18 protein-coding genes are annotated in these 25,859 nt (G+C 44.2%); 16 read left to right on the top strand and 2 right to left on the bottom strand.

Annotated elements, in window-relative coordinates:
- From PLH26_RS07330 to PLH26_RS07305, 6 genes are all read left to right on the top strand, one after another.
- The coding region (locus PLH26_RS07330; protein WP_324585354.1) for a magnesium transporter at positions 1 to 696 on the top strand (696 nt) is incomplete at its 5' end.
- 16 nt (positions 697 to 712) lie between these two features.
- Positions 713 to 3,085, top strand: a complete 2,373-nt coding sequence (locus tag PLH26_RS07325; RefSeq protein WP_324585353.1) for a prolyl oligopeptidase family serine peptidase — start codon at positions 713 to 715, stop codon at positions 3,083 to 3,085.
- A gap of 88 nt (positions 3,086 to 3,173) precedes the next feature.
- The gene (locus PLH26_RS07320) at positions 3,174 to 3,881 is read left to right on the top strand and encodes a type 1 glutamine amidotransferase (protein ID WP_324585352.1); all 708 of its coding nucleotides are present in this window, start codon (positions 3,174 to 3,176) and stop codon (positions 3,879 to 3,881) included.
- A 234-nt stretch (positions 3,882 to 4,115) separates the two neighbouring features.
- Entirely contained in the window at positions 4,116 to 5,336 is a 1,221-nt protein-coding gene (locus tag PLH26_RS07315) for a cation:proton antiporter domain-containing protein (RefSeq protein ID WP_324585351.1), read from the top strand.
- 83 nt (positions 5,337 to 5,419) lie between these two features.
- Positions 5,420 to 7,255, top strand: coding sequence for a glutamine--fructose-6-phosphate transaminase (isomerizing) (gene glmS / locus PLH26_RS07310; protein ID WP_324585350.1), 1,836 nt, complete (start codon positions 5,420 to 5,422; stop codon positions 7,253 to 7,255).
- Positions 7,256 to 7,364: 109 nt separating this feature from the next.
- Complete coding sequence (locus PLH26_RS07305) at positions 7,365 to 9,578, top strand: DUF4954 family protein (protein ID WP_324585349.1); 2,214 nt, start codon at positions 7,365 to 7,367, stop codon at positions 9,576 to 9,578.
- A gap of 145 nt (positions 9,579 to 9,723) precedes the next feature.
- Here the strand turns inward: PLH26_RS07305 and PLH26_RS07300 are convergent, their stop codons facing one another.
- Positions 9,724 to 10,224, bottom strand: coding sequence for a GNAT family N-acetyltransferase (locus PLH26_RS07300; protein WP_324585348.1), 501 nt, complete (start codon positions 10,222 to 10,224; stop codon positions 9,724 to 9,726).
- A gap of 79 nt (positions 10,225 to 10,303) precedes the next feature.
- Positions 10,304 to 12,424 (bottom strand): tetratricopeptide repeat protein, encoded by a 2,121-nt coding sequence (locus tag PLH26_RS07295; protein WP_324585347.1) that lies wholly within the window; start codon positions 12,422 to 12,424, stop codon positions 10,304 to 10,306.
- 215 nt (positions 12,425 to 12,639) lie between these two features.
- On the opposite strand from PLH26_RS07295, the gene PLH26_RS07290 reads away from it, so the two are divergent.
- From PLH26_RS07290 to PLH26_RS07245, 10 genes are all read left to right on the top strand, one after another.
- Positions 12,640 to 13,212 carry a hypothetical protein gene (locus tag PLH26_RS07290; RefSeq protein ID WP_324585346.1) on the top strand — a complete coding sequence of 191 codons (573 nt, stop codon included), beginning with the start codon at positions 12,640 to 12,642 and terminating at the stop codon, positions 13,210 to 13,212.
- Positions 13,213 to 13,365: 153 nt separating this feature from the next.
- Positions 13,366 to 13,887: a hypothetical protein gene (locus PLH26_RS07285; RefSeq protein ID WP_324585345.1), complete on the top strand. Its 522-nt coding sequence runs from the start codon at positions 13,366 to 13,368 to the stop codon at positions 13,885 to 13,887.
- 292 nt (positions 13,888 to 14,179) lie between these two features.
- The gene (locus PLH26_RS07280; protein ID WP_324585344.1) at positions 14,180 to 14,731 is read left to right on the top strand and encodes an RNA polymerase sigma factor; all 552 of its coding nucleotides are present in this window, start codon (positions 14,180 to 14,182) and stop codon (positions 14,729 to 14,731) included.
- 351 nt (positions 14,732 to 15,082) lie between these two features.
- Positions 15,083 to 15,598, top strand: a complete 516-nt coding sequence (locus PLH26_RS07275; RefSeq protein ID WP_324585343.1) for a hypothetical protein — start codon at positions 15,083 to 15,085, stop codon at positions 15,596 to 15,598.
- Between the two features lie 58 nt (positions 15,599 to 15,656).
- Complete coding sequence (locus tag PLH26_RS07270; RefSeq protein WP_324585342.1) at positions 15,657 to 19,112, top strand: SusC/RagA family TonB-linked outer membrane protein; 3,456 nt, start codon at positions 15,657 to 15,659, stop codon at positions 19,110 to 19,112.
- Between the two features lie 18 nt (positions 19,113 to 19,130).
- Entirely contained in the window at positions 19,131 to 20,804 is a 1,674-nt protein-coding gene (locus tag PLH26_RS07265) for a SusD/RagB family nutrient-binding outer membrane lipoprotein (RefSeq protein WP_324585341.1), read from the top strand.
- Positions 20,805 to 20,921: 117 nt separating this feature from the next.
- A complete protein-coding gene (locus PLH26_RS07260) occupies positions 20,922 to 22,196 on the top strand; it encodes a hypothetical protein (RefSeq protein WP_324585340.1) in 1,275 nt (424 codons plus the stop codon).
- A 107-nt stretch (positions 22,197 to 22,303) separates the two neighbouring features.
- Positions 22,304 to 23,644 carry a PhoPQ-activated pathogenicity-related family protein gene (locus PLH26_RS07255; protein WP_324585339.1) on the top strand — a complete coding sequence of 447 codons (1,341 nt, stop codon included), beginning with the start codon at positions 22,304 to 22,306 and terminating at the stop codon, positions 23,642 to 23,644.
- A gap of 360 nt (positions 23,645 to 24,004) precedes the next feature.
- Positions 24,005 to 25,186 carry an Lnb N-terminal periplasmic domain-containing protein gene (locus PLH26_RS07250; protein WP_324585338.1) on the top strand — a complete coding sequence of 394 codons (1,182 nt, stop codon included), beginning with the start codon at positions 24,005 to 24,007 and terminating at the stop codon, positions 25,184 to 25,186.
- Positions 25,161 to 25,859: alpha/beta fold hydrolase (locus PLH26_RS07245; protein ID WP_324585337.1), on the top strand; the 699-nt coding region annotated here is incomplete at its 3' end. The genes PLH26_RS07250 and PLH26_RS07245, both read left to right, overlap by 26 nt.

Here is a 25,859-nt window from a genome sequence, read left to right as displayed (position 1 = left end):
GTTGTAGATGATAACAATATATTGCTGGGTATTGTAACCATTGATGATGTGCTTTGGGTTGCCAACGAAGAATTTACGGAAAATATTCAAAAAATAGGAGGTACCGAGGCATTGGATGAACCTTATCTTGAAATGCCCCTGTTTAGGCTGTTTCGCAAAAGAGCCGGATGGCTGGTCATTCTTTTCCTGGGAGAAATGCTAACGGCAACGGCCATGGGCTATTTCGAGGACGAGATCACCAGGGCGATAGTGCTGGCTCTGTTTGTGCCGCTTATCATCTCCAGCGGGGGCAACAGCGGCTCCCAGGCCTCCACTTTGATCATCCAGGCAATGGCTATGGGTGAAGTATATATTTCCGACTGGCTGCGGGTATTGAAAAGAGAAATATTATCGGGGCTGATGCTGGGCACAATGTTAGGGATCATTGGATTTTTGCGTGTGGAGGTATGGTCGCATATTTTCCCGGACGTATACGGAGAGCATTCATTTTTCATAGCGCTTACGGTAGGGTTTTCTTTGATCGGTGTTGTATTGTGGGGAACGCTCAGCGGCTCCATGCTGCCGCTTTTTCTTAAAAAGCTGGGCGCCGACCCCGCAGCGTCATCGGCTCCTTTTGTAGCTACCCTGGTTGACGTTACCGGGCTGATCATTTATTTTTCGATGGCCTATATTTTCCTGCAGGGTGTTTTGCTTTGATATAAAAATGATCTTCATGAAAACAATCGGTCTTTTTCTTATCATAATATTTCCCGGCTCTTCTGTCTTTGCCCAGTCGCTAACGCCTCTCACTGTTGAAAAGATCATGCGGGATACAAAATGGATGGGGTCTTCTCCATCAGAGCCATTGTGGAGCGCAGACGGAAAAACGCTGTACTTTAAGTGGAATCCCGATAAGGCGCCGGCAGATTCGTTGTATTATATTACAGGTGAAAATACAATACCCCAAAAAGCAACTGCATTTCAAAAGCAGGATATTGTATATGCCCGCGACATCCGCTTTAGTGCAAACAAAACGATGTACGTATATGCCAGGGACGATGATATTTTTATCGCGAACAGCAAAACAGGTAAAACAAAGCGCATCACCCAAACAACACGGAAGGAATCACATCCGGCATTTTCATTCAACGATACAAAAGTAATATACCGGAATAGTGATAATGTATTTGCCTGGGATATCTCCGGCGGCGGAACCGCTCAGTTGACCAATTTCCAAAAAGGCGATCCCCCGCCTGCAGCAGACAGCAGTAAAAGGCAAAACAGGCAGGAGGAATGGCTGAAGAAAGACCAGTTGCAATGGATTGAAGTATTAAAGGAACGAAAGGAGAAAAAAGATGCCACAGCGGCATACGAAAGAAACCTGCCGCAAAAAAAGATCCTGAAACCCATCTATACACGCAATAAAAAAGTTTCCCGTATAACGGTTAGTCCCAATGGAAGGTTTGTTGCTTATGTTCTTTCTGGGCCTGCGGATAATATTCAAAAAACGATCATACCCGATTATGTAACTGCCTCCGGCTTTACTGAAGATATTCATGGGCGCACCAAGGTTGGCGTTGCCCCGGATCCAGGCGAATTGTTTGTATTGGACCGCGAAAAAGATACGGTAATAGCTGTTAAAACGGATTCAATACCCGGTATACGGGATCTGCCCGATTACGTAAAAGACTACCCGCAATTACAAAAAAAGAAAGCAAAGCATAAGCCGAGGGTGGTGCAAATATCAGGCATCTCATGGTCGCCGCAGGATAATTATGCGGTGGTGGATATAGATGCATACGATAACAAAGACAGGTGGCTGATGAAATTAGATGCAGCCACGGGCAGGTTATCTTTGTTAGACCGCCAGCGGGATGAAGCATGGGTAGGCGGGCCCGGCATCAGCAGCGCCAACACGGGATGGATCAGCGCCACCGATTTTTGGTTCCAGTCGGAAGTCACCGGGTATTCGCATGTATACAAGGTAAATGTTGTCACGGGCAAAAAAACAGCCCTTACTTTCGGTCAATACGAAGTGCAGAAATGCCTGCTATCGGGCGATAAAAAATATTTTTACATCACCACCAATGAAGTGCATCCCGGTGAAAAGCAACTGTATCGTTTACCCGTAACCGGTGGCAGGGCGGAGCGCATAACTGCCATGACGGGCGCCAATGATGTGATACTGTCTCCCGGCGAAAAGCAGGCGGCAATATTGTATTCGTATACCAATAAGCCCTGGGAACTGTTTTTGCAGGACAACAAGCCCCATGGAAAAATACAACAGGTTACTTTTAAGGCGCAAAGCGATGAATTCAAATCCTATCCCTGGCGCGACCCTGAACTGGTGAGCATCACAGCCCGCGACGGGAAGCAGGTACCGGCAAGATTATACCGCCCCGCTCATCCCCATCCTTCCGGCGCTGCCGTGATATTTGTGCACGGTGCAGGCTACCTGCAGAATGCGCATAAATGGTGGAGCAGCTATTTCCGCGAATACATGTTCCATAACCTGCTGGCCGATAACGGTTATTATGTGCTCGACATGGATTACCGGGCCAGCGCCGGGTATGGCCGCAACTGGCGTACAGGCATATACCGCCATATGGGCGGCAAGGATTTAACCGATAATATTGACGGTGCAAAATACCTTACTGAAAAATGCGGTGTTGATCCCCGGTGCATAGGCATATACGGGGGTTCCTATGGCGGGTTTATCACGCTCATGGCACTGTTTACTTCCCCCGGCACGTTCGCTGCCGGCGCTGCGTTACGACCGGTAACAGACTGGGCGCATTACAATCATGGCTATACCTCCAATATTTTGAATACGCCAGCGGAGGACAGCATCGCTTACCGCAGAAGCTCGCCCATATATTTTGCGGAAGGGCTGCAGGATCATTTGCTGATCTGCCATGGTGTGGTAGACGTTAACGTACATTTTCAGGATGTGGTGCGACTCAACCAACGCCTGGTGGAGCTGGGAAAAAACAACTGGCAGGTAGCATTGTACCCCGTGGAAGGTCATGGCTTTGTGGAACCGTCGAGCTGGACGGACGAATATAAACGCATATTTAAGCTGTTTGAAGAGGTACTTAAACGATGAAGCAGGTGCCGGTATAAAATACAGTTAATGAATTTAACAAAGCCATCCTCCGGGGTGGGATTCGTGCACGCTGTACAACACATTCTTTATGAAAAATCTGAACATTCACTATTTCCAGCACGTGCCTTATGAAGCTCCCGGCTGTATTGAGCAGTGGGCGGTGCGGCATGGCCACACGCTAACGGCAACTCATTTTTACGATTCATCGTATAGTTTACCCGATATCGAAAGTATTGATGCATTGATTATAATGGGAGGCCCGATGGGTGTTTACGACGATCACCTGCTCGAATGGCTTACCATAGAAAAAGAGTATATAGCAACAGCACTGCAAAAAAACAAAAAAGTACTGGGTATTTGTTTGGGCGCCCAGCTTATTGCCGCCTGTGCCGGAGCTGCGGTAAATACAGCTCCTCATAAAGAAACAGGCTGGTTTAAAATAAGTCCTGCAAAGCAGCTCCCAAAAACGCACTGGTTGTATGAGATCATTGAAGATGAGCCTGTGGTATTTCACTGGCATAACGACCGGTTTCAGCTACCGGACGGTACAGAGAATTTAGCCGTTTCCGAAGCGAACGACAACCAGTTGTTTATGCTGAACGAAAATGTACTGGCTATTCAGTTCCATTTGGAAATAACAGAACGTGGTTTAAGCGGAATGATCGAAAACGGCGCTGACGAATTGATCCCCGGCGCCTATGTTCAACCAGCATATGAAATTACTGCCCTGCAGGATTTTGTAAAAGACAATAATCGGAGAATGTACCGGCTGCTGGATCGTTTTCTGTTAAGCTGAAGGATGCATCCCCGCGGTCATCATCAAATTTCCGGGCGGAATGATATTGTTCAGTCCGGGCCGCTCCGGGCAGCAAGGCATGAGCTCTTTCATTCCGGCGTAAATCTTTGCCCGGAACATGCTTACGGGAAAATAACCTGGGAACAATTCCTGCATTCACAAACCTTGGGGTGTTCATAAAAATAAAATTATACAAAGTGTTTTTTCAATAAAAATGTAACTTGCCCGATGGGCATGAACACCGATTATCTGTTGATCATTATATGCAGCGTTGTTATTTTATCTTACCTGTTTTCTATTATCAGCCGCTATATTAAAGTGCCTTCCGTATTGCTATTGCTTTTCGGTGGCATTCTTTTTCGCTGGTTTGGCGATCTTAATAATATTATCCTGGACGTCCCCGACAAGATGGTGGAAATTTTAGGTGTAATAGGGCTTATTATGATCGTTCTTGAGGCGGGGCTCGATTTAAAGCTGGGTAAAGATAAACTGGTATTGATCAGGAATTCTTTTTTTTCAGCGCTCTTTATATTTATCCTGTCGGCAGCATTGCTCACTGCCATCCTTCATTACTGGTTAAAAGAGCCTGTGGTCAATTGCCTGGTATATGCTATCCCGCTTTCTATTATCAGCAGTACCATCGTTATTCCCAGCATTCATTCCCTTACAGAAAGGAAAAAAGAGTTCCTGGTATATGAAGCTTCATTCTCAGACATTATAGGGATACTCGCTTTTAATTATTTTACGGCACCTGAGGTGCTTACCGTAAAATCTTTCGGCGTTTTCGGTGGCAATATCCTGGCATCGGTGCTTCTTTCCTTTGTGCTGTCGTTTGTGCTGTTTATGATCATGGCAAAAACGAAACTGAATATCAAATTCTTCCTGATCTTTGCACTCCTGATCCTGATATATACTTCAGGGAAGCTGCTGCACCTGCCTTCGTTGCTGATCATTTTAATTTTTGGTATGATGATCAATAACTGGGAAATGATCCGGTGGGGATGGCTTAAAAAGCTTTTCCCGGTTAAACAGGTAGAGCCTATAAGGGTTCTTCTCCATTCTATAACCGCAGAATCATCTTTTCTGATAAGGACCTTCTTTTTTATTTTATTCGGGTATTCTATCAGCCTTAAGTTCCTGAATGAAGAAGAAGTGCTGACCGTTGGGAGCATGATCGTTGCAGCGTTGTTTGTAATAAGACTTTTGTACCTGCGCTTTTTTGTGCAAACCAATGTTTTCCCCGAATCCTTTTTTCTGCCACGGGGGCTGGTAACTATTGTTCTTTTCTATAAGATCCCTGATCATTTAAAGCTGTCGGCTTTTAATGAAGGTATATTGTTCTTCATTATTCTTACTACCAGCTTAATTATGGCAGCAGGTATGATCTTTTACAAGAAAAAACCGGAGCAAATATTAGAAGAAGGAGCCTTTTCACAGCATAAAAGCATAATATAGCTGGCATTTTTTTTATAATATTGCGCAATCGTTTGCGTTAATGAGGTACTTATCAATCAATTAAAATATTTCAAGGATCAGTTATGTGTGGAATTGTTGCTTACATCGGACACCGCCGGGCATACCCTGTTATTATTAAAGGATTAAAAAGACTGGAATACAGGGGCTACGACAGCGCGGGGATAGCGCTGATAAATCACGGTTTAAAATTGTATAAAAAGAAAGGCAAAGTAGCCAATCTTGAAGAATCGGCTTTAGGACAGGATCTTGAAGGGCATACAGGGATCGGGCATACCCGTTGGGCCACCCATGGCGAACCCAGCGACAGAAATGCGCATCCCCATCGCTCCGCTAATGGCAAATTGGCCATGATACACAACGGGATCATTGAAAATTATGCCCCCCTTAAACAGGAGCTCATTAAAAAAGGATATAAGTTTCACAGTGATACAGATACCGAGGTACTGTTGAATTTTATAGAAGACATACAGAAAAACAACAGTAGCACACTTGAAGAAGCGTTGCGCATTGCCCTGAAGCGTGTTGTGGGCGCTTATGTGATTGTGCTGATCGACGAAGACAACCCCGGTACGCTCATTGCTGCAAGAAAGGGCAGCCCGCTGGTGATAGGCATCGGCAAAGGAGAGCATTTTTTGGCCAGTGACGCTTCGCCTATTATAGAATACACAAAGGAGGTAGTATACGTTAATGATTACGAGATCGCCATTATTAAAGCAGATGAGCTGATCCTGAAAAACCTGGGCAATGAAAGGCAAACGCCTTTCATTCAAAAATTAGATCTGGAACTGGCGGCTATAGAAAAAGGCGGGTATGATCATTTTATGCTGAAGGAAATTTTTGAGCAGCCCCACACCATTTACGACTGCTTAAGGGGAAGGCTGGATGTAGCGCAGGGAACCATCACCATGTCGGGCATTCAGAACAACATGGAGCTCATTAAAAACGCGAACCGTATACTCATCATCGCCTGCGGCACGTCCTGGCATGCAGGGTTGGTGGCAGAATATATAATTGAGGAGCTGTGCCGCATTCCCGTGGAAGTGGAGTATGCTTCCGAGTTCAGGTACAGGAACCCCGTTATCCACAAGGGGGATATGATCATCGCCATATCGCAAAGTGGTGAAACGGCAGATACGCTCGTGGCCATAGAAAGAGCCAAAGAGCAGGGGGCTGTTATTTTGGGCATTGTAAATGTAGTAGGGTCGTCTATTTCACGCATTTCGCACGCCGGTGCGTACACCCATGCAGGGCCCGAGATTGGCGTGGCCAGCACTAAGGCATTTACCGCACAGTTAGCCGTGCTTACCATGGTTGCGCTGATGATCGCCAAAGAAAGAAACACGATCAGCCACGACCGCTATATACATCTGCTTGATGAATTGAACGATGTGCCTGAAAAGGTAAAGCTTGCCCTTGAAGATGCAGATCATATAAAAGCCGTAGCGCTGAAATATAAAGATGTATCGGATGCGTTGTTCCTGGGGCGGGGTTATAATTTTCCCATAGCCCTGGAAGGCGCACTGAAGCTCAAGGAAATATCTTATATACACGCCGAAGGATACCCCGCTGCTGAAATGAAACATGGTCCTATTGCCCTGGTAGATGAATCTTTACCTGTGGTATTTGTGGCCACAAGAGATGCTTATCACGAGAAGATCATTAGCAATATACAGGAAATAAAGGCCCGCAAGGGAAAAGTAATTGCAGTGATTACGGAGGGGGATGAAACCATTACAGGAATGGCGGATGATGTGCTGTCAATTCCGGAAGCAGATGAACTGGTAGCTCCCATCATCAGCACTATCCCTTTACAATTGCTTTCCTATTATATAGGCGTAGCCAGGGGATATGATGTTGACAAGCCCCGCAATCTTGCCAAAAGTGTAACGGTGGAATAAACAGTGGTGAGTAGTCAATTGTGAATTGTGAATTGTGAATTGACAAAAACCTGAAACCTCAAACCCGGAAGCAATCTCAAATTTTAAATCTCAGATTTCAAATCCATGTATGAACCAGATCAACAAAAAAGCCATTGATTCATTAGGGTATAATTTTATTGCTCCGGAATATCTTCCCGAAGGGAAAGACGAATACCATCTGCGCAATATTCAAAACAGGAACGGCATTCAATACAGGGGTTTAACGGCATGGGAGATTGAGGTGCTGGTACGCAACCGCAATGCTTCCGACAACTGGAATAAGATACTGGTATCGGATGCCTTCAACCCGGAACTGGTAAAAAACTGTAAATTTTTCGGACTGGTACGTATCGGCAAACTGGAAGCGTATTACCTCGAGTACCATAACCTTCGCATGCCCGTGGGCTTATACAACAGCACGATCATCAGTTGCGATTTCGGCGATAACGTAGTAGTGGACAATGTGAATTATGTCTCTCATTATATTATCGGCAGCGAAGTAATACTGGTAAATATCAATGAACTGGCCACCACCAGCGCGGCCAAATTCGGCAATGGCATTATTAAGCAGGGAGAAAATGAAAACATCCGCATCTGGCTCGAAATATGCAATGAGAACGGCGGAAGAAAAGTAATACCTTTTACACGGATGCTCCCGGGCGATGCCTGGCTGTGGTCGAAGTACCGCGATGATGAGGTGATGCTGGAAAAATTTAAATGGTTCACGCAAAAAGAATATGATGTACAAAGAGGGTACTATGGTAAAATAGGCGATCGTACCATCATTAAAAATACCAGCATCATTAAAGATGTGTGGATTGGCTCTGATGCTTATATTAAAGGCGCCAATAAATTAAAAAACCTCACCGTCAACTCATCTGCCGAAGCGCCATCGCAAATAGGAGAGGGTTGTGAAATGGTGAACGGAATTATAGGACTGGGATGTAAAGCGTTTTATGGCGTTAAAGCCATTCGTTTTATCATGGCCTCGCATTCGCAGCTAAAATACGGAGCCCGGCTTATTAATTCATACCTCGGCAACAATTCTACCATCTCCTGTTGCGAAGTATTGAACTCGCTGATCTTTCCTTCGCACGAACAGCATCACAACAACTCCTTTCTTTGTGCGGCAACGGTAATGGGACAAAGCAATATGGCCGCCGGGGCAACCATAGGCTCAAATCACAATTCACGCAGTGCGGATGGCGAATTGATTGCCGGACGCGGATTTTGGCCCGGGCTGTGCGTAAGCCTTAAACACAATTCGAGGTTCGCATCGTTTAACATTCTGGCCAAAGGCGATTACCCGTATGAGCTGGACATTCCCTTCCCCTTTGCTTTGATCAGCAACGACATAGCCAACGACCAGCTGATCGTAATGCCTGCTTACTGGTTCATGTATAATTTGTATGCCATCGCACGCAACGAATGGAAATACCGCGACCGGGATTCACGCATTGAAAAAGAACAGCGTATTGAATTTGATTCTTTGGCGCCCGATACCATCAACGAACTGATCCATGCCCTGCAACTGCTGGCCCTGTACACCGGTAAAGCCTTTTCGGAAAAGAAAAGCCCCGGAAAAAAGATCAGTGACAAAGAATACATTAAAACCGGTAAAAAGCTTTTAGAAGCAAACGATGACATCATTAATGAGCTGGAGATCGTGGCCGACGGATTGGAGAACAGCGACAGGAAAACGGTTATCATCAAGGTACAGCAGGCATACGCCATATTTAAAGAACTGATCATATACTATGCAACGCTACAATGTATTACGCAGTTCCGGGAAAACGATCTTAAAAATTTTGCAGCGCTTACCAGGCAACTGCCATCCGTTCCCAAACGAAATCAATGGATCAATGTTGGCGGTCAGCTTATACCTGCAGAAGAAGTGGAGAAATTCAGGAAGCATGTTCGCGCAGGTAAAATAAAAAGCTGGGATGATGTGCATGCATTTTATACCATGCAGGGGCAGGCATATGATGCCGACAGGTTCGAACATGCATTCGCGGCATTACTGGAAGTGCTTGAAATTTCTGTTACAGGGTTTACCCCGAAAGTTTTTAAGCAGATACTGCTTCAGTCTGTACAAACCAAAACATGGTTAACAGATGGCATTTACGAATCGAGGGCCAAAGACTACACAAACCCTTTTCGTATTATGATCTTCAACAACCAGGAAGAGATGGATAATGTATGGGGAAAACTGGAAGACAACGGCTTTATCGCCATGCAGCAAACAGAACTAAAAGACTTTAAAAAGAAAGTGAGCAATTTGAGCAGGTCACTGAAATTATAAGGTAGTGTTACGTTAACCATAATACGCCGCATCAATTTGTGAATAGTGAATGAGTTCACCATTGACCGTTGCCCATTCACTCTGGCAATACTACATATTATAATTAACGGTAGTTTGTATATCGGTTTGTTATGCCGTTTTTGAACTATCCTCCGATTGATTTTTGCATCACGTAATCATTCATGGAATATCCATGGCCTATATCAATGTCTTCTTCACGCACTACCGTAAAACCCATCCTCGAATAAAATGCTCTTGCCTTATTGTGCCGGTTCACATTTAATTCAAGCATTGCAGCTCCGGCAGCCCGGCAGGTCTCAGTAACATGTTCAATTAATTTTTTCCCGGTACCTTTTCCCTGCTGGTTCTGCAGCACATAAATCTTATGGAGTTTGCATACATCTTTATCCGGGGTAAATGACCAGGAGGCGAACCCCACCGGTTCATCACCATCACAGGCAATAATAAACCGGTGCTGTTGCGCATTGATCTGGTATTGCAATGAAGATTCGCTGTACATCATCTCCAGCATATAATCTACCTGTTCCCTCCTTAAAATATGCGAATAGGTTTGAGGCCAAACGGCGAGTGTCAATTTCCGGATCAGGGGAATATCCGCTGACCCCGCGTTTCTGAACTGGATCATGCCCGTAAAATTGAGATAAAATTTTTTCCTGGTAAACCGGTTATCCTGAAATGGTACCCGCCTTTTAATCGTCGCTTTATTAAAACGCCATTTCTAACGGTAGTTTCAACTCTGTTCTTACACCCCCGGCAAGGTCGTATGATGCGATGCTTGCATTTGTGTGTTTGGTTTCATTGATCACTTCAATCCGTTCCCGGGTTATTTTCATACCAAGCGATTTTTTTTCTGCATGCACTCCGTTATCTGCACCAATGGTTTGCGGCATTCCCACACCATTGTCTTCAACAACACAGCTAAGCATTCCATTTTCTAAAGTGATCCGGATCATTATTTTTCCCTCCCCTTTTTTATTGGTCAATCCGTGCCATATGCTGTTCTCCACAAAAGGCTGCAGCAGCAAAGGCGGCACCAGCGTATTTGCCCGGTCTATATCTTCATTTACCATAATGCTATAGGTAAATGCATTGTTCAGCCGTTTGGCTTCTAACTGCATATACAATTCAAGCGCTTTAAGGTCATCGGCGAGCGGCACTTCCTTTTGTTCGGAGTTTTCTAATATCACACGCATGAGCTTGGCAAATTTGGTAAGGTAGCTGCCTGCCTCAGGGATATCATTTTTACCAATGTAATCGGCTATCGAATTGAGCGAATTAAAAATAAAATGCGGGTTCATCTGCGCGCGAAGCGCTTTCATTTCAGTTTCGGCTACACGGGCCTTAAATTCAATGTCTTTTCTTTCCTCTTCTGCGTCCCTCCTTCTTTTATATGCAATATATCCTGCAAAGGCGCCGAGTAATATCACTATGGTTCCCGCTGCAAGCGTATTGCGGATGATGCGTTGTCTTTTGATTTCCGCACCGGCAAGCGCCGCAGCTTTGCTGTGTTCAGCCTTTAGTAATATAGCTTTCTTTTCAAATTCAAATGCGGCAATTTTTTGGGCAATATCAACGCGCTTTTCCTGGTCCAGTACACTATCGCGCAATGTTACATGTTCTTTATATGCCAGCAGCGCTTTTGCCGGATCATGAACGGTTTCATACACTTCACTCAAACTTTCAAGTGCTTCGCTTTGCAGCGCCGGTACATTTATTTCCCTTGCGATCTTCAGGGCTTTTTGGAAAATACGGATAGCAAGCGGATACCGGTCATGCGGATTGAGATAATGTGCTTTGAAAAAGGGTACAGGAGCATGCTGATACAGTTCCCCTATTTTTAATAAACTCAGCGCCAGGTTATTTCTGTCGCCGGATTCTTCATATATGATCCTGGCTTTGGTTAAATATTCATAGCTCTTTTCATAATTATGCAATTGAAGATGAGCGGCACCCAGATTGGTGTAATCGGAAGCCATGCGGCGCTGGTTCCCGGAAACCTCATTCAGTTCCAAAGCTTTCAGATGATAGGATATAGCCCTATCGGGTTGAGCTTTCAGATCATAAATCACCCCGATATTACCGTAGGCCGAAGCCATGCCCTGCTTACTGTTCAATGCCCTGAATGCCTCCAGCGACTGGTTCTGGTAAATCAAAGCACTGTCGTATTGTCCCAGATCTTTGTACACAAGCCCTATGTTGGGCAGTACGAGCGAAGCGGAGCTTCCGACAAGGTATTTTCCTTTTTTTTGTTCATAAATAGCCAGTGCGCTGAAATAATATGCTAATGCTGTCGGATAGTCTGAAATATATTGGTAATCTACCCCAAGATTGTTCTGGATAGAGGCCATTCGCAAACTGTCGTTCAGCAAAGTAAAAATTTCCAGCCCTTTCTGATGCCAGGTGATGGCTTCAAAGAAATCAGATTTGTTAAAATACAATAACCCGATATTGTTGTACATGATACCCCTTCCTTTTTTATAGTCGCTGGACTCATATATGTGAAGTGCTTTTTTATACATGATCATTGCCAGGCTGTCGTTCCCTTTTGCCCAGTAGTTTGAGCCTTTATTAGAATAGGCGGAGGCGAGCCGGCGCTGAGGGCTGATCTGAAGAGCCAGCGCTATGGCAGAGTCGGCAATCTGCAATCCCTGTTCCGGATCAATATTGTAATAAGCGTAAGCAATATCGTTCAGCAGGTCAACGCGGGTGGTGTCCCGTTGAGGATACATGCTCAAAACCCGGATCAGCGAATCCAGTTCCCTTTGCTGTGCCGTGGCGCTAATGCAGTATAGAAGCATGCCGGCACTAACGATTGTCCTGATCATAAAGAGGAGTGTGCATTTTTCAGGAAGGTAATAACATTTAAATGATAGTTACAAATAATAAGTGAAATCCGGCAATTAATAAGCGAAAACGCGCAGATAATAAATAGCAATTTGTGCCGTAACAGAGGCTGCCTACTTTTGAAAGGCGTTCCGTATCAAACGTCGATAACTGCAATATGTGCTTTTCCCTGTCTTTTAATATTTAAGCAGTATATATGAAACAGTATTTCCTTCCCCGGCTTTTCCTCTACGTGTTGTTGCCTGGTATTATGGTTATGACTTATTCCTGTAAAAAAGACAATGACCCCGGAAACCCCGGATCTGGTTATTATATGCGCTTTAAGGTCAACGGAACGCTGGTAGAGCATAAGGGGCAGGTAGAGGGTACTTTTGATAAAGCAACGGCTTTGCAGCACAACACTTCGCTTGCCGGGTTGAAAGAGCCGCTTGTGGCCACCAAAAACAATATGACCTTATTGCTGGTCACGGAAAATGAAACGCAAACCGGACTTGCTTATACCAGCTATACCACCGGCGGGTCGGGCATGCAAAAGGGCAAATTGGTGAACCTTGTGTATATTGATGAAAACGGGGAGAATTACCTCTCGTGGATGGAAGAATTTGCGCCGGATCTTCCTCCGGGAACGGAGACGAAGGCAACCATAAAAATCACAGAAGCAACAGCAGATTATATTAAAGGCAGTTTTTCCGGCGTATTGTATAACGAAGGATACACCGGAAAACTTGATATTACCGAAGGCGAATTTTATGCCCGGCGGTATAACTGAATAAGAGCGGTCAGGCATCAGCAATCACCTTTCAGCCGTCTGTCAATTTAGCATAAGGCAAGAAAAACAAACCAGTTGCTGAAACCCGCGGCTGTCCGCTATTTTTGCCGGGATATTTTATGCTTGTATTATCTATCACTAAACATGAACACAATGAAAAGGTCTCTGAGCACATTCGGTATTGTATTTGTTTTGAGTTTCTCCGCAGCATCATTGCAGGCACAGGATGGAAGCAGCTATAAAAGCGGGATCGGGTTGCGTGCCGGCGGCGGGTATTATGATGTGATCGCTGCATCATTTAAAACATTTGTAACCACACCAGGCGCCGTAGAAATAAATCTGGGCTTCCGCCCCTATGGTATTACCGGGTACAGTTGGTTCAACCTGTCGGGATCGGCATCCTACCAGCATCATTTCCCTATAGGAAGTATTGAAGGATTCAGGTGGTTTGTTGGTGGCGGAGCTACCGTATTCAATACTTTTTCCAACTATGATGACTATAAAGGTTTTGGTTTGGGTATATTTCCCACCGGCGGGGTTGACTATAAGTTCGGTAATATCCCTTTAAATGTATCTGCAGATATACGTCCCACTATTTCCGTTATTAAGCCCTATAAGTATTATAATAGTTTTTACGCGGGCAATGCGGGCGTATCTGCCCGCTATACTTTTTAACGCCGGTAAAACAGCATTCCGGTAAACCGTGGGTTGGAAATTATTTCGAACCACGGTTTTTTATTTATACAGATTCACTTACCTATATCAGGACAAGACCTCACACCCCTACACCTTATACCTTATACCTTTCCCCTTTCCCAACCATCATAATTTTTGCTATTTTTTTCATAAGAATTAACATTGGTCATTCTTTAAAATAGAGATAAAATTGAGTTTTGAAAAAAGGCATTTTTTATAAGTATGCCTGAGTGCGGGATCTTAAATTTTTTGATTGCTTATTTTACCTCTTATGCCTGAATGTATTTACCAGAACGACGCTGCCTGCTGGCGACAGTTGAAGCAGGGGGATACAGAAGCCCTGGGATACCTGTATGATACATATATTGACAGGTTGTTTCATGCCGCTTTAAAAATGACCGACAACCGGGAACTGGCAAAAGACGCCCTGCAGGAGATCTTCATTGAAATATGGCACTACAGGGCCAGCATCGGTGACGTTAATCATTCTTACAGCTATCTTGTAAAAGTGCTGAAAAGCATTATCCTGAAAAAAGTTAAACGCAAAGTGGTTGTAAGCGAACTGCATGACAATGAACAACGCCCCCAGGAAGAAAAGAATATAGAGGAGTTTATTATTGCTTCCGAATGGGTCACAGAAAGAAAAAGCCGTTTAAATATCGCCCTGGCGCAACTCACTTCCCGTCAAAAGCAGGTAGTAAGGCTTCGCTTTTTTGAGGGACTTACCTATGAGCAGATCGCCAAAAAGCTCAGCATGAACTACCAGTCGGTCAACAATCTTGCCTTCCGTGCCATGATCAGTTTAAGGAAGCAAATGTGCTAAGCCCTTTTTTATGACAGTTGCATGCTGTAACGCTCCGATCCCCCATTCCATGCTTCAAAATTTTTACCGTTCCTGCGGGTTTTTAATACCTGCGGGAAGCAAAGATGTACACCATAATTTAAGCTATTTTTTTCGTAATAATTAACATTTGTTAGTCTGTGGAATTTAGATAAAATTGATCTTTATTTCAACTGTGCGTGTACGTTTGCCGGTTAAGATACCGGTACATAATCTTTAAATCCATATTATTTTTTCAAAAATCATAAAACTGATGCATATCCCCGGCTAAAAAAAATACAACTTTGTAAAACCAAAACAAGCATCACCATTTATCACATTAACTGTTTACTCATGAAAAGAAATCAATTTGTGTCTTTTCTTTTATTGCTTATGATTTCTGCTGCTACGAATCTCTCCTGTAGTAAAGATGAAAAGGAACCGTCTATAGAAGAAATGAGGCGGAGCAATATTACCGGTACATGGAAGATCAAAGACATTACACTGGCTTACCCGATACCATTTGGGGGACAAGTCTTACCTATTGGCTTCAGCCTCTTTAATGTGGCAGACTTTCTTCCCGTGTCGGGGCCTAAAATTAAATGTACAAAGGAGACAGCTTATACTTTTAACGCCAATAATGGTTATACTATTACTGGCTGTACCGACTTGATTTTTCCGGATGCAGGCGAATCCGGCAACTGGTCTTTATCGCTAAATGGTGGTATTCTTAAATTGGGTGATAAGCCATATATAACAACGGCCATGACAAAAAACAGCTGGAGCATTTCTAATACCATATTGATTTTAGAAGCCAACCCGGGAAGCGGCGGAGAGTATGTACCCATCAATATTATTCTGGAGAAATAATCCTGTAGATAAGAATAACCAGGATTTCATTTGCATATCAATACTAATATAAAAAATTATGAGAAAGAACTGTTTAATACTGACTTTTTTTATAGCTACTTTCTTATGTAATGTCAGCTTTGTAGATGCTCACGAAGTAAAACATTTATATGATTTTAGGGTAAACGGCATTGTTTCTGATAACAATGGGCCAGTGGCTGGTGTTACTGTTACAGAAAAAGGCACCAGTAATGCTACTTCTACCAATAATGATGGCAGATTCTCTTTAGACGTCAGCAATGCCAATAGCATCCTGGTTATAACATTTGTAGGATACAAAACGATAGAAGTACCGGTAGGCGGGCGGTCAAATATTTCCCTGACCATCGAAAGCGAGGCGCAGGAACTTTCGGGTGTTGTTGTAACGGCTTTAGGTATTACACGTGAAAAGAAATCATTGGGATATTCTGTAGAAGAGGTAGCCGGCAAAGAAATGACAAGAGTAGCTCAGGAAAACGTGCTGAATGCGATGTCGGGAAAAGTAGCCGGGGTAACTATTAATCAAACCGGTGCGGCCGGATCATCGGTAAGTATGATCATTCGCGGTGCAACTTCCTTAAACAGTGACAATCAGCCTTTGTTCGTGATTGACGGAGTACCTGTAGCCAATACGATCAATAATGTTACCCAGGTAGGAACTGACAACCGGGTTGACTATGGCAACGCCATTGGCAGCTTAAATCCGGATGATATAGAAAATGTCTCCATTCTTAAAGGTCCGAGCGCAGCTGCATTATACGGATCCAGGGCAGGGAACGGGGTTGTATTGATAACAACAAAAAGCGGTAAGGGACTTAACAAAACAACGGTGAACGTGTATTCCAATACCGTATTTGACAAGCCTTATCGTTTTCTGGATTGGCAGTACAAATATGGGCCGGGCTTGTTTTCAGGTATTCCTGAAGAGGTTTCGGGCTCCCCTTTAACCAATCCCCTCGGCAGCATAATAGATGAAGGATCAGTGGGTGCTTTCGGCGGTGAACTGGATAAGGGATATTTGGCCCGGCAATGGAACAGCCCCCTGGACGAAAACGGGAGAAAAATACCCACGGAATTAAAAGGGTATCCTGATAATGTACGCAATTTTGTGCAAACAGGCATTACATCTACGAATGGCGTGTCTGTAGCTAATAATACAGAAAAAATCAACTACAGAATTTCTTATTCCAACATGCAAAACCGGGGTATCATCCCCAATTCGGACCTCTTCAGGAATACGCTGAACATAAACAGCAGTCTTAAAGTAAGTAAAAAATTTACGCTTAGCACCAGTCTGGATCTCAGCAGGAACAACTCGAACAACAGACCGGCGAGCGAACGGGGCACCAATCCGCTGCAGTGGGCGTATAATATACCGCCGCACATTAACATACTGGATCTGAAGGATTACTGGGAGCCGGGGCAGGAAGGAATTCAGCAACGTTCCCCCCGTAATGGCGTTATTGACAACCCCTGGTTCCTGGCTTATGAGGTGAGCAACTCATTTGTAAGAGACAGATTGTACGGAAATATAAAAGCTGACTGGCAGTTGGCGAAAGACCTGACACTGATGCTGCGCTATGGTTTGGATACCTATAGTGAGGAGCGGGAATCAAAAGTACCCTATAGTTACACCGAAGATGCCCGGGGTGCCTATGGTGTAACAAACATAAAGCATTTCGAAAGTAATGCGGATTTCTTGCTTAGCTATAAAAAGAGCCTTGGCGATTTTCATATATCAGTATCTGGAGGAGGGAATGTTCGCCGCCAAAACGGAAGTACTGTGCGGAATGCAACCATTAATGGCACCGGCTTAATTGTACCGGGTGTTTATACGCTTCAAAATATATTGCCTGCTAATCTTGATTTCAGCAACTGGCGCAGCAAGCGTGGAGTTAACAGTCTTTACGCTATGGGAACCTTCGGCTATAAAGACATGGTGTATCTCGACGTAACCGGCAGAAACGACTGGTCGAGCACATTATTAAATGCCAAGCCTTATTTCTATCCTTCTGCTTCGTTGAGTGTACTGGCCAATGAAATTTTTGGCATCACTTCTTCCGATATAAACCTCGTTAAGTTAAGAGGCGGTTATGCGCAGGTAGGTAATGATGCCAGCCCCTACAGCTTATATGCTATTATGATTAATGGAGGCACCTGGGGGGATGTGCCCAGGCTCACCACATCTTCCTCATTATATAATCAATGGCTGAAGCCTGAGCTTGCCACTTCATACGAAATGGGCATTGATGTCGCCCTGTTTAAAAACAGGTTCCGGGCATCGGCAACTTACTATGTGCTCGATAATAAAAACCAGATATTCAATACACCGTTGACATCTTCCGGGGGGTACACTTCCGAGATCATCAATGCCGGTTTGCTGAGGAGTAAAGGAATTGAGCTTTCTGTTGGAGGTACCCCTGTTCAGACCAGAAGCTTTCGTTGGGATATTAGTGCCAATCTGACAAGGAACAGAACTAAAATCATAAGCCTGCCCGAAGAAATGCCTTTCTTTACTTTTTGGCAGGAGGCAAAAGGCGGAGCCTGGACCTATCCCGGTGAAGAAGTGGGTGATATTTATGCCCCCGAAATAAGAGTTGTTGAAGATAAAGGCTCTCCTTACTACGGATACCCGCTTTTGCAATTGGATCCTGATAATGGCTGGGCTACTTATGCTGTAGCCAAAGAAGATCAGGCCAGCCGGAACAAGGTGGGGAATTTCAATCCCCGCTTTATCATGGGTGTTCAGAATTCTGTTTCATGGAAAAGCTGGTCATTGAATTTTACACTGGATTGGCGTAATGGCGGCCAGTTCGTTTCTCAAACCTACCGTTATGGCATGAGCGACGGACAAACACTGTTGCCTCTCCTTAATGCAATGGATGCAGGATTGATGACGGGTAAAGAATTAAGAGATTACCTGGTAGCTAATGCAGATGAATTGATAATGGGTAAGAATGGGTATAGCGGAACAATAATTGGATGGCCGACACCGGAGAGGACTTCCTTTCCTATATATTACCAAACAGTTTTACCTTATGGCGGTGTAATTGTTCCGGGAGTGTATGCGACGGCATGGGATGATGAAGGAAATCCAACTGCATATGAAGAAAACTTGGGAGAGAATATCAACCCCACTCCCGAACCGGGAGCCGGAAGTGGCACACAGCCTGTGCCTTATGCAGCAGGCATTAATTGGGAATTATTACAGCCTACATTGTTTTCTGCATCTTATTTAAAGCTGCGGGAGGTATCGCTTACTTACAGTTTACCCATTAGCCTTATAAGAGGATTGCGGCTGCAGGACGCCAGTTTTTCCATATACAGTAGAAATATTATGCTATGGACTGCAGCTAAAATAAATATTGATCCTGAAAATGCATTCCAGCCATCTGCAAATGCGCAGGGAGGTACCCAATTAAAACAAGGTATAGAAAGATACAACGTTACTCCCTGGGTGATCCCTATCGGCATTAAACTGAATCTTACTTTTTAAGTGATAAAAATGTTGAAAATGAAAATCAGAAATAAATTTTTAGTGTTGCTGTTTGTTCTGGGTGTTGCCGGGTTAAATTCATGTACCAAAGAATTGGTTAAGATGAATGAAAACCCTAATGGAGCTGATCCGGAATCGGCTAATCCCAATCTCGTTCTTACTACAGTTTTAACGGAGTCATTTAAATCATTTGTAAACCTGGGATATCAGGATATCGCCGGAGTAATGCAGCATACACAGAAAGACGGATGGGGAGGAGGACATAATAGTTATGACTGGGGCGGCAGCAATGTATGGTCGGGGTATTATGACATCCTTCGAAACAATAAATTTGTTTATGACAAAGCAGTGGCCTCGGGTAATACGCTGCAACAAGGCATCACCCTTGTAATGAAATCGTTGATGTATGGTTTGATAACGGATCTATGGGGAGATGCTCCCTATTCGAATGCCTTAAAAGCCAACGAAGGGGGTATAGAAAATAAATTCCCTGTTTACGACACTCAACAAAAGATATACGAAGGTATTTTGGCTGATCTGGAACAGGCCAATACAATTCTCTCAGAAAATATTACCGGTGAGGTAGGCAACGCCGACGTTATATTTAATGGCAACACCACTAAATGGAGAAAATTTGCCAACTCGCTATCCCTGAGATATTATATGCGATTGTCTGAAAAACTGCCTGATGTAGCTAAAGAGGGCATAGAAAAAATAGTATCTGATCCTGCAAAGTACCCGATTATATTAAGCACTGATGATGACGCAGCAATGTCATATCCCGGCAATAACAATGGTGACTCCTGGCCTGCCAATGCTACGTATGACAGCGATAGTACCAATTACAGAAGAATAAAAATGGCCAATACATTTGTAACCGAATTGCTTGAGTTTAAAGACCCACGTATCGCCGCGTTTGCTAACAAGGTTCAGATTTTTCTGCACGTTGATGAAAACTACCCGCCTGGTACCGATAAAGTGGAGGATACCGTAATGGCTGACGGTGAAGTAAGGCTTGTGAGAAAATTACACCCGGGCGCACTGCCCTCAACAGTAAACGTCTCCGATTTAAATCAAAATCCAGACTATGTAGGATTACCGCTTAATTTGTCTGTTCCCTATGCTTATAATTTGAGTACAGACCAGACCCAGTCGTCCAGAAACCCGCATGTATCCTGGGTAAACACAAAATTTGCAAATGCAAAAAGCGGTATTAAAGCCAGGATACTTTCGGCTGCCGAAGTTCACTTTATACTGGCCGAAGCTTCGGCTGTTTACGGATGGAATGCCGGAGATGCGGAGGATCATTATAAGAAAGCCATACAGTCCTCATTTACTGCATGGGATGTGGGCTCTGCCGATGACTATCTGGCAGAGCCGGATGTTGTGTTTGACGGAACCCAGGAGCAGATCATCACACAAAAATGGATAGCGAGTTGGAGCGTAGCGGCTGAGGCGTGGTTTGATTGGCGAAGAACCGGCTACCCGGTGCTAAAAGGGGCTTCACAACAAGGTGTTTTACCTGTTAGATTTTATTATCCCCTCGAAGAAAGGAATCTGAATACTTCGAATGTTAACGCAGCCATAGAGAGACTGGAACTATCATCGTATAACGACCCTTATTTAAGCAACGTTAAGAATGGAATTTGGTCAAAACCCTGGATCATCCAGGGAACGGGGAAGCCGTGGTAGCCGGGGAAGGGAGAAGGTGTAAGGCATAGGATACGAGGTGTAAGGCGCTTCTTCCTTATACCTTACACCCTCCACCTTACACCGGTATTTTAAATAGGAGAGATAATCGTTTGGAAGATGTATATAAGAATATTCATTTTTTTTCTTTGTTTCATTGGTTTAGCCCCTGGTTCATATACCCAAACTTTCAAAGCCGGCGCCGCAGTAAGGATCATTACACCCGATCCTTTACTGCCGGTATCGGGCGGGATCGGCACACCAAAGCCGGCAACCATTAAGCAGGGTGATCTGTATGCCCGTGCATTGGTGCTCGAAAAAGGCAGCACCAGGATAGCTATCGTTAACATTGATAATTTAGGGTGGCCTTCGGTGTTAGGTAACAAATCGCGGGCATTGATCAAAGGCATTGCGCCCGAAAACATTCTCATAGGCGTTACGCATACCCATAGCGCGCCTGACGCTTACGGATTCCCGGATGAAAAAGGGCAGTCGCATGCCGATCTGAAATATTTGGACTGGTGCGTGCAACAAATTGCCGATGCAGTAAATGAGGCGGTAAAAAAAATGGAGCCTGCCTCTTTAAAGATCGCTGTAGGTGAAGCCAAAGGAAAGATCGCTTATAACTATTATGCTCCCCAGTTGTATGACCCGCGCTGCGGCGTTATACAGGCCATAGCAACTACCGGTAAGAATAAGAACAAGCCTATTGCCACGCTGGTCAATTACGCCATACATCCCGAAATTATCGGCTCATCGCAGGCTATTTTAAGTCCTGATCTGTGCGGGCCTTTGTATCATCGTATTGAATCCGGAGCAGGTGGCGTTGCGCTTTTCATGAACGGTGCGCAGGGTGGAATGGTTACGGCAGATAACCGCCTCGAAAAAGGCGGTGAAGCCAATGACTGGCAGGAATGCATACGCATTGGTGAACTGCTGGCAGACGAAGCGTTGCGTATTGTTGCTGATGCACCGGTACAACCCAATCCGGACATCTATTGCGCATCAAAGAAAATAACATTCCCCATTGATTCGGATATCATGAAATATATCCTCAGCCGATCGCCGCTGAAACTGGCGGGTGAAAATGCCGATGTCAATTCGGCTACCACACAGATCAACCTGCTTAACATCGGAACGGCGCAAATACTTACCATACCCGGTGAAGCCCTTCCCAATATCGGTTATTATGTAAAACGTCATATGCCTACCCGGCAGCCGTTTCTTTTTGGCCTAACCAATGACGCTTTCGGCTATATCCTTACAAAGGTTGACTTCAACAGCTTTAAAAGATATGACTACGTGAGCCGCACCAGCCTGGGTGAAATGACAGGTGACATCTATATCAATGAAGTGTTAAAGTGGATAAAAGAAAGCCCGGCGCCGGGCAAATAAAATACATTGGGAATTCTTAAGTCCGAAGAATAAAATCTGAAAATGAAAAACAAAGAACCAAACAACAAGTTCCAAATAAAATTCAAATTATAAACCGGTACATCAATATGAAGAAAATTTATTTAAGCGCATTTGCATTGCTTGTTTCATTCCTTACCATTGTTCAGGCCCAGGTTACCCCTTCCACGGCTTTACAGAGCTATTTGCACAATGGCGATAAAACCTTTAAATGGGAAGTAAAAGACACCTATGATATTGGCGATGTGAAAGCTTATGCATTGTTGCTTACTTCACAGCAATGGCGTGAGCACGTATGGACGCACCAGTTAACGCTGCTGGTTCCAAAAGAAAATAAATACGACGGGGCGCTTTTGTTTATTACCGGTGGTTCCATAAAAGATGGTTTACCCAACTGGAAAGGCCGTGATGACAAATTCAATACAGGAATGGCCGGCGTGGCGGCAACAAATCACGCTATTGTTGCCGTATTAAGACAAACGCCCAATCAACCCCTCTATAATGATCTTACGGAAGATGAGCTGATATCATTTACACTGCATAATTTTAAAAAAGATGGTGATTATACATGGCCCCTGTTATTTCCTATGGTAAAAAGTGCAGTAAGGGCAATGGATGCCGTACAGGAATTTTCCAAACAGCAGCTCAATCATCCCGTTAATCGTTTTGTCATTTCCGGCGCCTCCAAACGTGGCTGGACAACATGGCTTACCGGCGCCTCCGACAGCCGTGCACAGGCTATAGCGCCAATGGTCATTGATGTTTTGAACATGCCTGTGAGCTTAGACTACCAGATCAAAGCACTGGGCGATTACAGCGTACAGATTGAAGATTATGTAAAGCTGGGTATACCGCAGGGTGCAAAAACAGAAAGCGGGATGGCTGTTACCACTATGGTAGATCCTTATTCGTACCGCAAAGCGCTTACAATACCCAAGCTGATTTTCATGGGCACCAACGATGAATATTGGGTGGTAGACAATATTAAAAACTATCTCGACAGCATACCGGGCAAGAATTTGCTGCATTACGTGCCCAATGCGGGTCACAGCCTGGGTGATGGCAAACAGGCTATGTCAGCATTGAGTTCCTTTTTTGGCGCCACGCTCACCAATGCCGGCTACCCCGATTGCTCCTGGACAACATCTGTAAGCAAAAAAGGAGTAAAGCTGAAAATCAAAGCCACCAAAGATGAACTGGCAGACGTGATCCTATGGCACGCCGATTCGCCCGATACCGATTTCCGTAACGACAAATGGACAAGCAATGATCTCCATATTACCGCAAAGAAAAAGCTTAAAATTACACAAGCGCTGCCGGCATCGGGCTATCGTGCATTTTATGTAGACCTGAAGTATAAAGATGTAAATGGCGGAACCTACACGGTAAGCACAAGAGTATTTATGACAGATACGAAGACGATTTTGTAAGTTACAGGTTGCAGGTTTCAGGGTACAGGAAAATCCGTTTTAATCTGAGCTTATCGTTCATTATTTGTGATTTAAATGGTGAGGTGTCAGTCATGAGCATCGGTCGCGGATTTAAAAATCATCCTGTATGCGGACCAGGAAGTTTATGGTTTTTAGTTTCCAAAAGCGATCTGACCCTCCTGCGTCGGGTGCCGGCCGCTTTATTAACGGATTTGTATTGTGATTTGCTTTTGATGCTTCTACACCGGATTTTAAATTTTAGCATTCGGGCTTTTTATTTTATTTGCTTCTTGTATTTTGTTTTTTGCTTCTTTCGCAAATATTTCGCTTAATTACCGAACTTGTCGCAAATTTTATTGAGTGAAAAAAATATATTTTACCTTCTTCGCTTTTTTCTCGTTCATTGCTGCTTTTTCCCAAACAGACTCTTCCCGCCTGCGCATTACCTTGCTCACCTGCAGCCCCGGAGAAGAATTGTACTCAACCTTCGGGCACAGCGCGTTACGGGTAACCGACAGTGCAACACTAACCGACAGGGTATACAATTACGGCACTTTTGATTTCAACCCCGACTTTTATCCCAAATTCATAAGAGGCAAATTGCTTTACTATCTTTCTGTAGAAACATATCCCGATTTCGTATATGGCTACCAGCAGGAACAAAGGAGCATCATTGAGCAGGAGCTGAACCTTACAGCCAAAGAAAAATTACAATTGCAGCAGGCTTTGCAAAGCAATGCAAGGCCCGGGAACAAATTTTATAAATACGATTTTTTATTTGATAACTGCGCTACGCGTATCCGCGACATTGTGAGGAACAATATGGAAGAAGCGCTTACCATAAGAAAAATCCTTCCATATGAAGGAGTAAGCTTCCGTGATCTCATTCATTCCTATCTCAACCGGAACCATATGTACTGGAGTAAGCTCGGGATTGATATTTTATTGGGCAGCGGACTTGATAAAGCGGCTCAAAATGAACAGAGTATGTTTTTGCCCGATTATCTCTTTAAAGGATTTGACAGCGCTTATAGTGCCAACAAACCTTTGGTTCGGAAAAAAAGTAATATTTACAGTGCTCCTTCTGTAGCCGGTACCCATGCCGGCCCTGTTTTTACACCTTTTGTTGTTTTTACGATCGGGTTGATACTGTTCGTACTGCTGAGTTTAACCGGCAGGCAGTGGAGTAAGAAAGCATTAACAGCCCTGGATTTTTTACTTTTTTTCTGTGCAGGACTGTTGGGCATACTGCTTGTATTTATGTGGACCGGTACCGATCATATGCTATGCCGTAATAATTACAACCTGTTGTGGGCATTGCCATTTCATGCAGTTGCAGCATTCTTCTTAAACAGAACAACAAAAGGAGTGAATCAATACTGGGCTTTATGTGTTTTGGTATATGCCTTGTTGCTGGCTTTTTGGGTTGCCCTGCCCCAGGATTTGAACAAAGATCTGGTTCCACTAATTGTTTTATTGGGCTGGCGAAGCTGGAGGCGGTTTAAACGATCAGAAAATGCAAGAAAAAATACAAACATATAACGGGAGCAGCATGCATTATGAAACCGAAGGTGAAGGCCTGCCGGTTGTACTGATCCATGGATTTGGAGAAGATGGTACGGTATGGCATTACCAGCGTTCGTTTTTAAAAAACCATTTCAGGCTGATCATTCCCGATCTTCCCGGCAGCGGTAAATCGGAGCTCCTTTCCATTCTGCCCGGTCGCTCTTCTTTTATCATTGATATGTATGCAGCCTGTATAAAACAGATACTTGACGAGGAGGGCGTTCAAAAATGCATTGTGCTCGGGCACAGCATGGGCGGTTATATAGCTTTAGCCTTTGCGCAGCATAATCCTGAACGGTTAAACGGACTGGGGCTCGTTCATTCAACCGCCTTTGCGGATGATGAGGAGAAAAAAACTGCCCGGAGAAAAGGAATAGCATTCATACAACGGTATGGGGCTCATGAATTTTTAAAACAATCTATTCCTAATTTGTTTGCCGCTGAATTTACCCGTGAACACCCCGGCCAGATAAACGCCCTTATTGCCCGTGCAGGCAACTTTACGGTGCCGGCGCTCGTACAGTACTACGAAGCCATGATGGAAAGGCCGGATAGAGCAGAGATACTGGAAAAGACTTCAAATCCTGTGCTGTTTATTATAGGAGAGGAAGATAAAAGTGTATATTTACAGGATAGCCTTAAACAGTGC

Origin of the sequence: Agriterribacter sp. (assembly GCF_035444585.1) — a bacterium.
Lineage (GTDB): Bacteria > Bacteroidota > Bacteroidia > Chitinophagales > Chitinophagaceae > Agriterribacter.
This window is presented reverse-complemented; position numbering and strand designations above follow the sequence as displayed.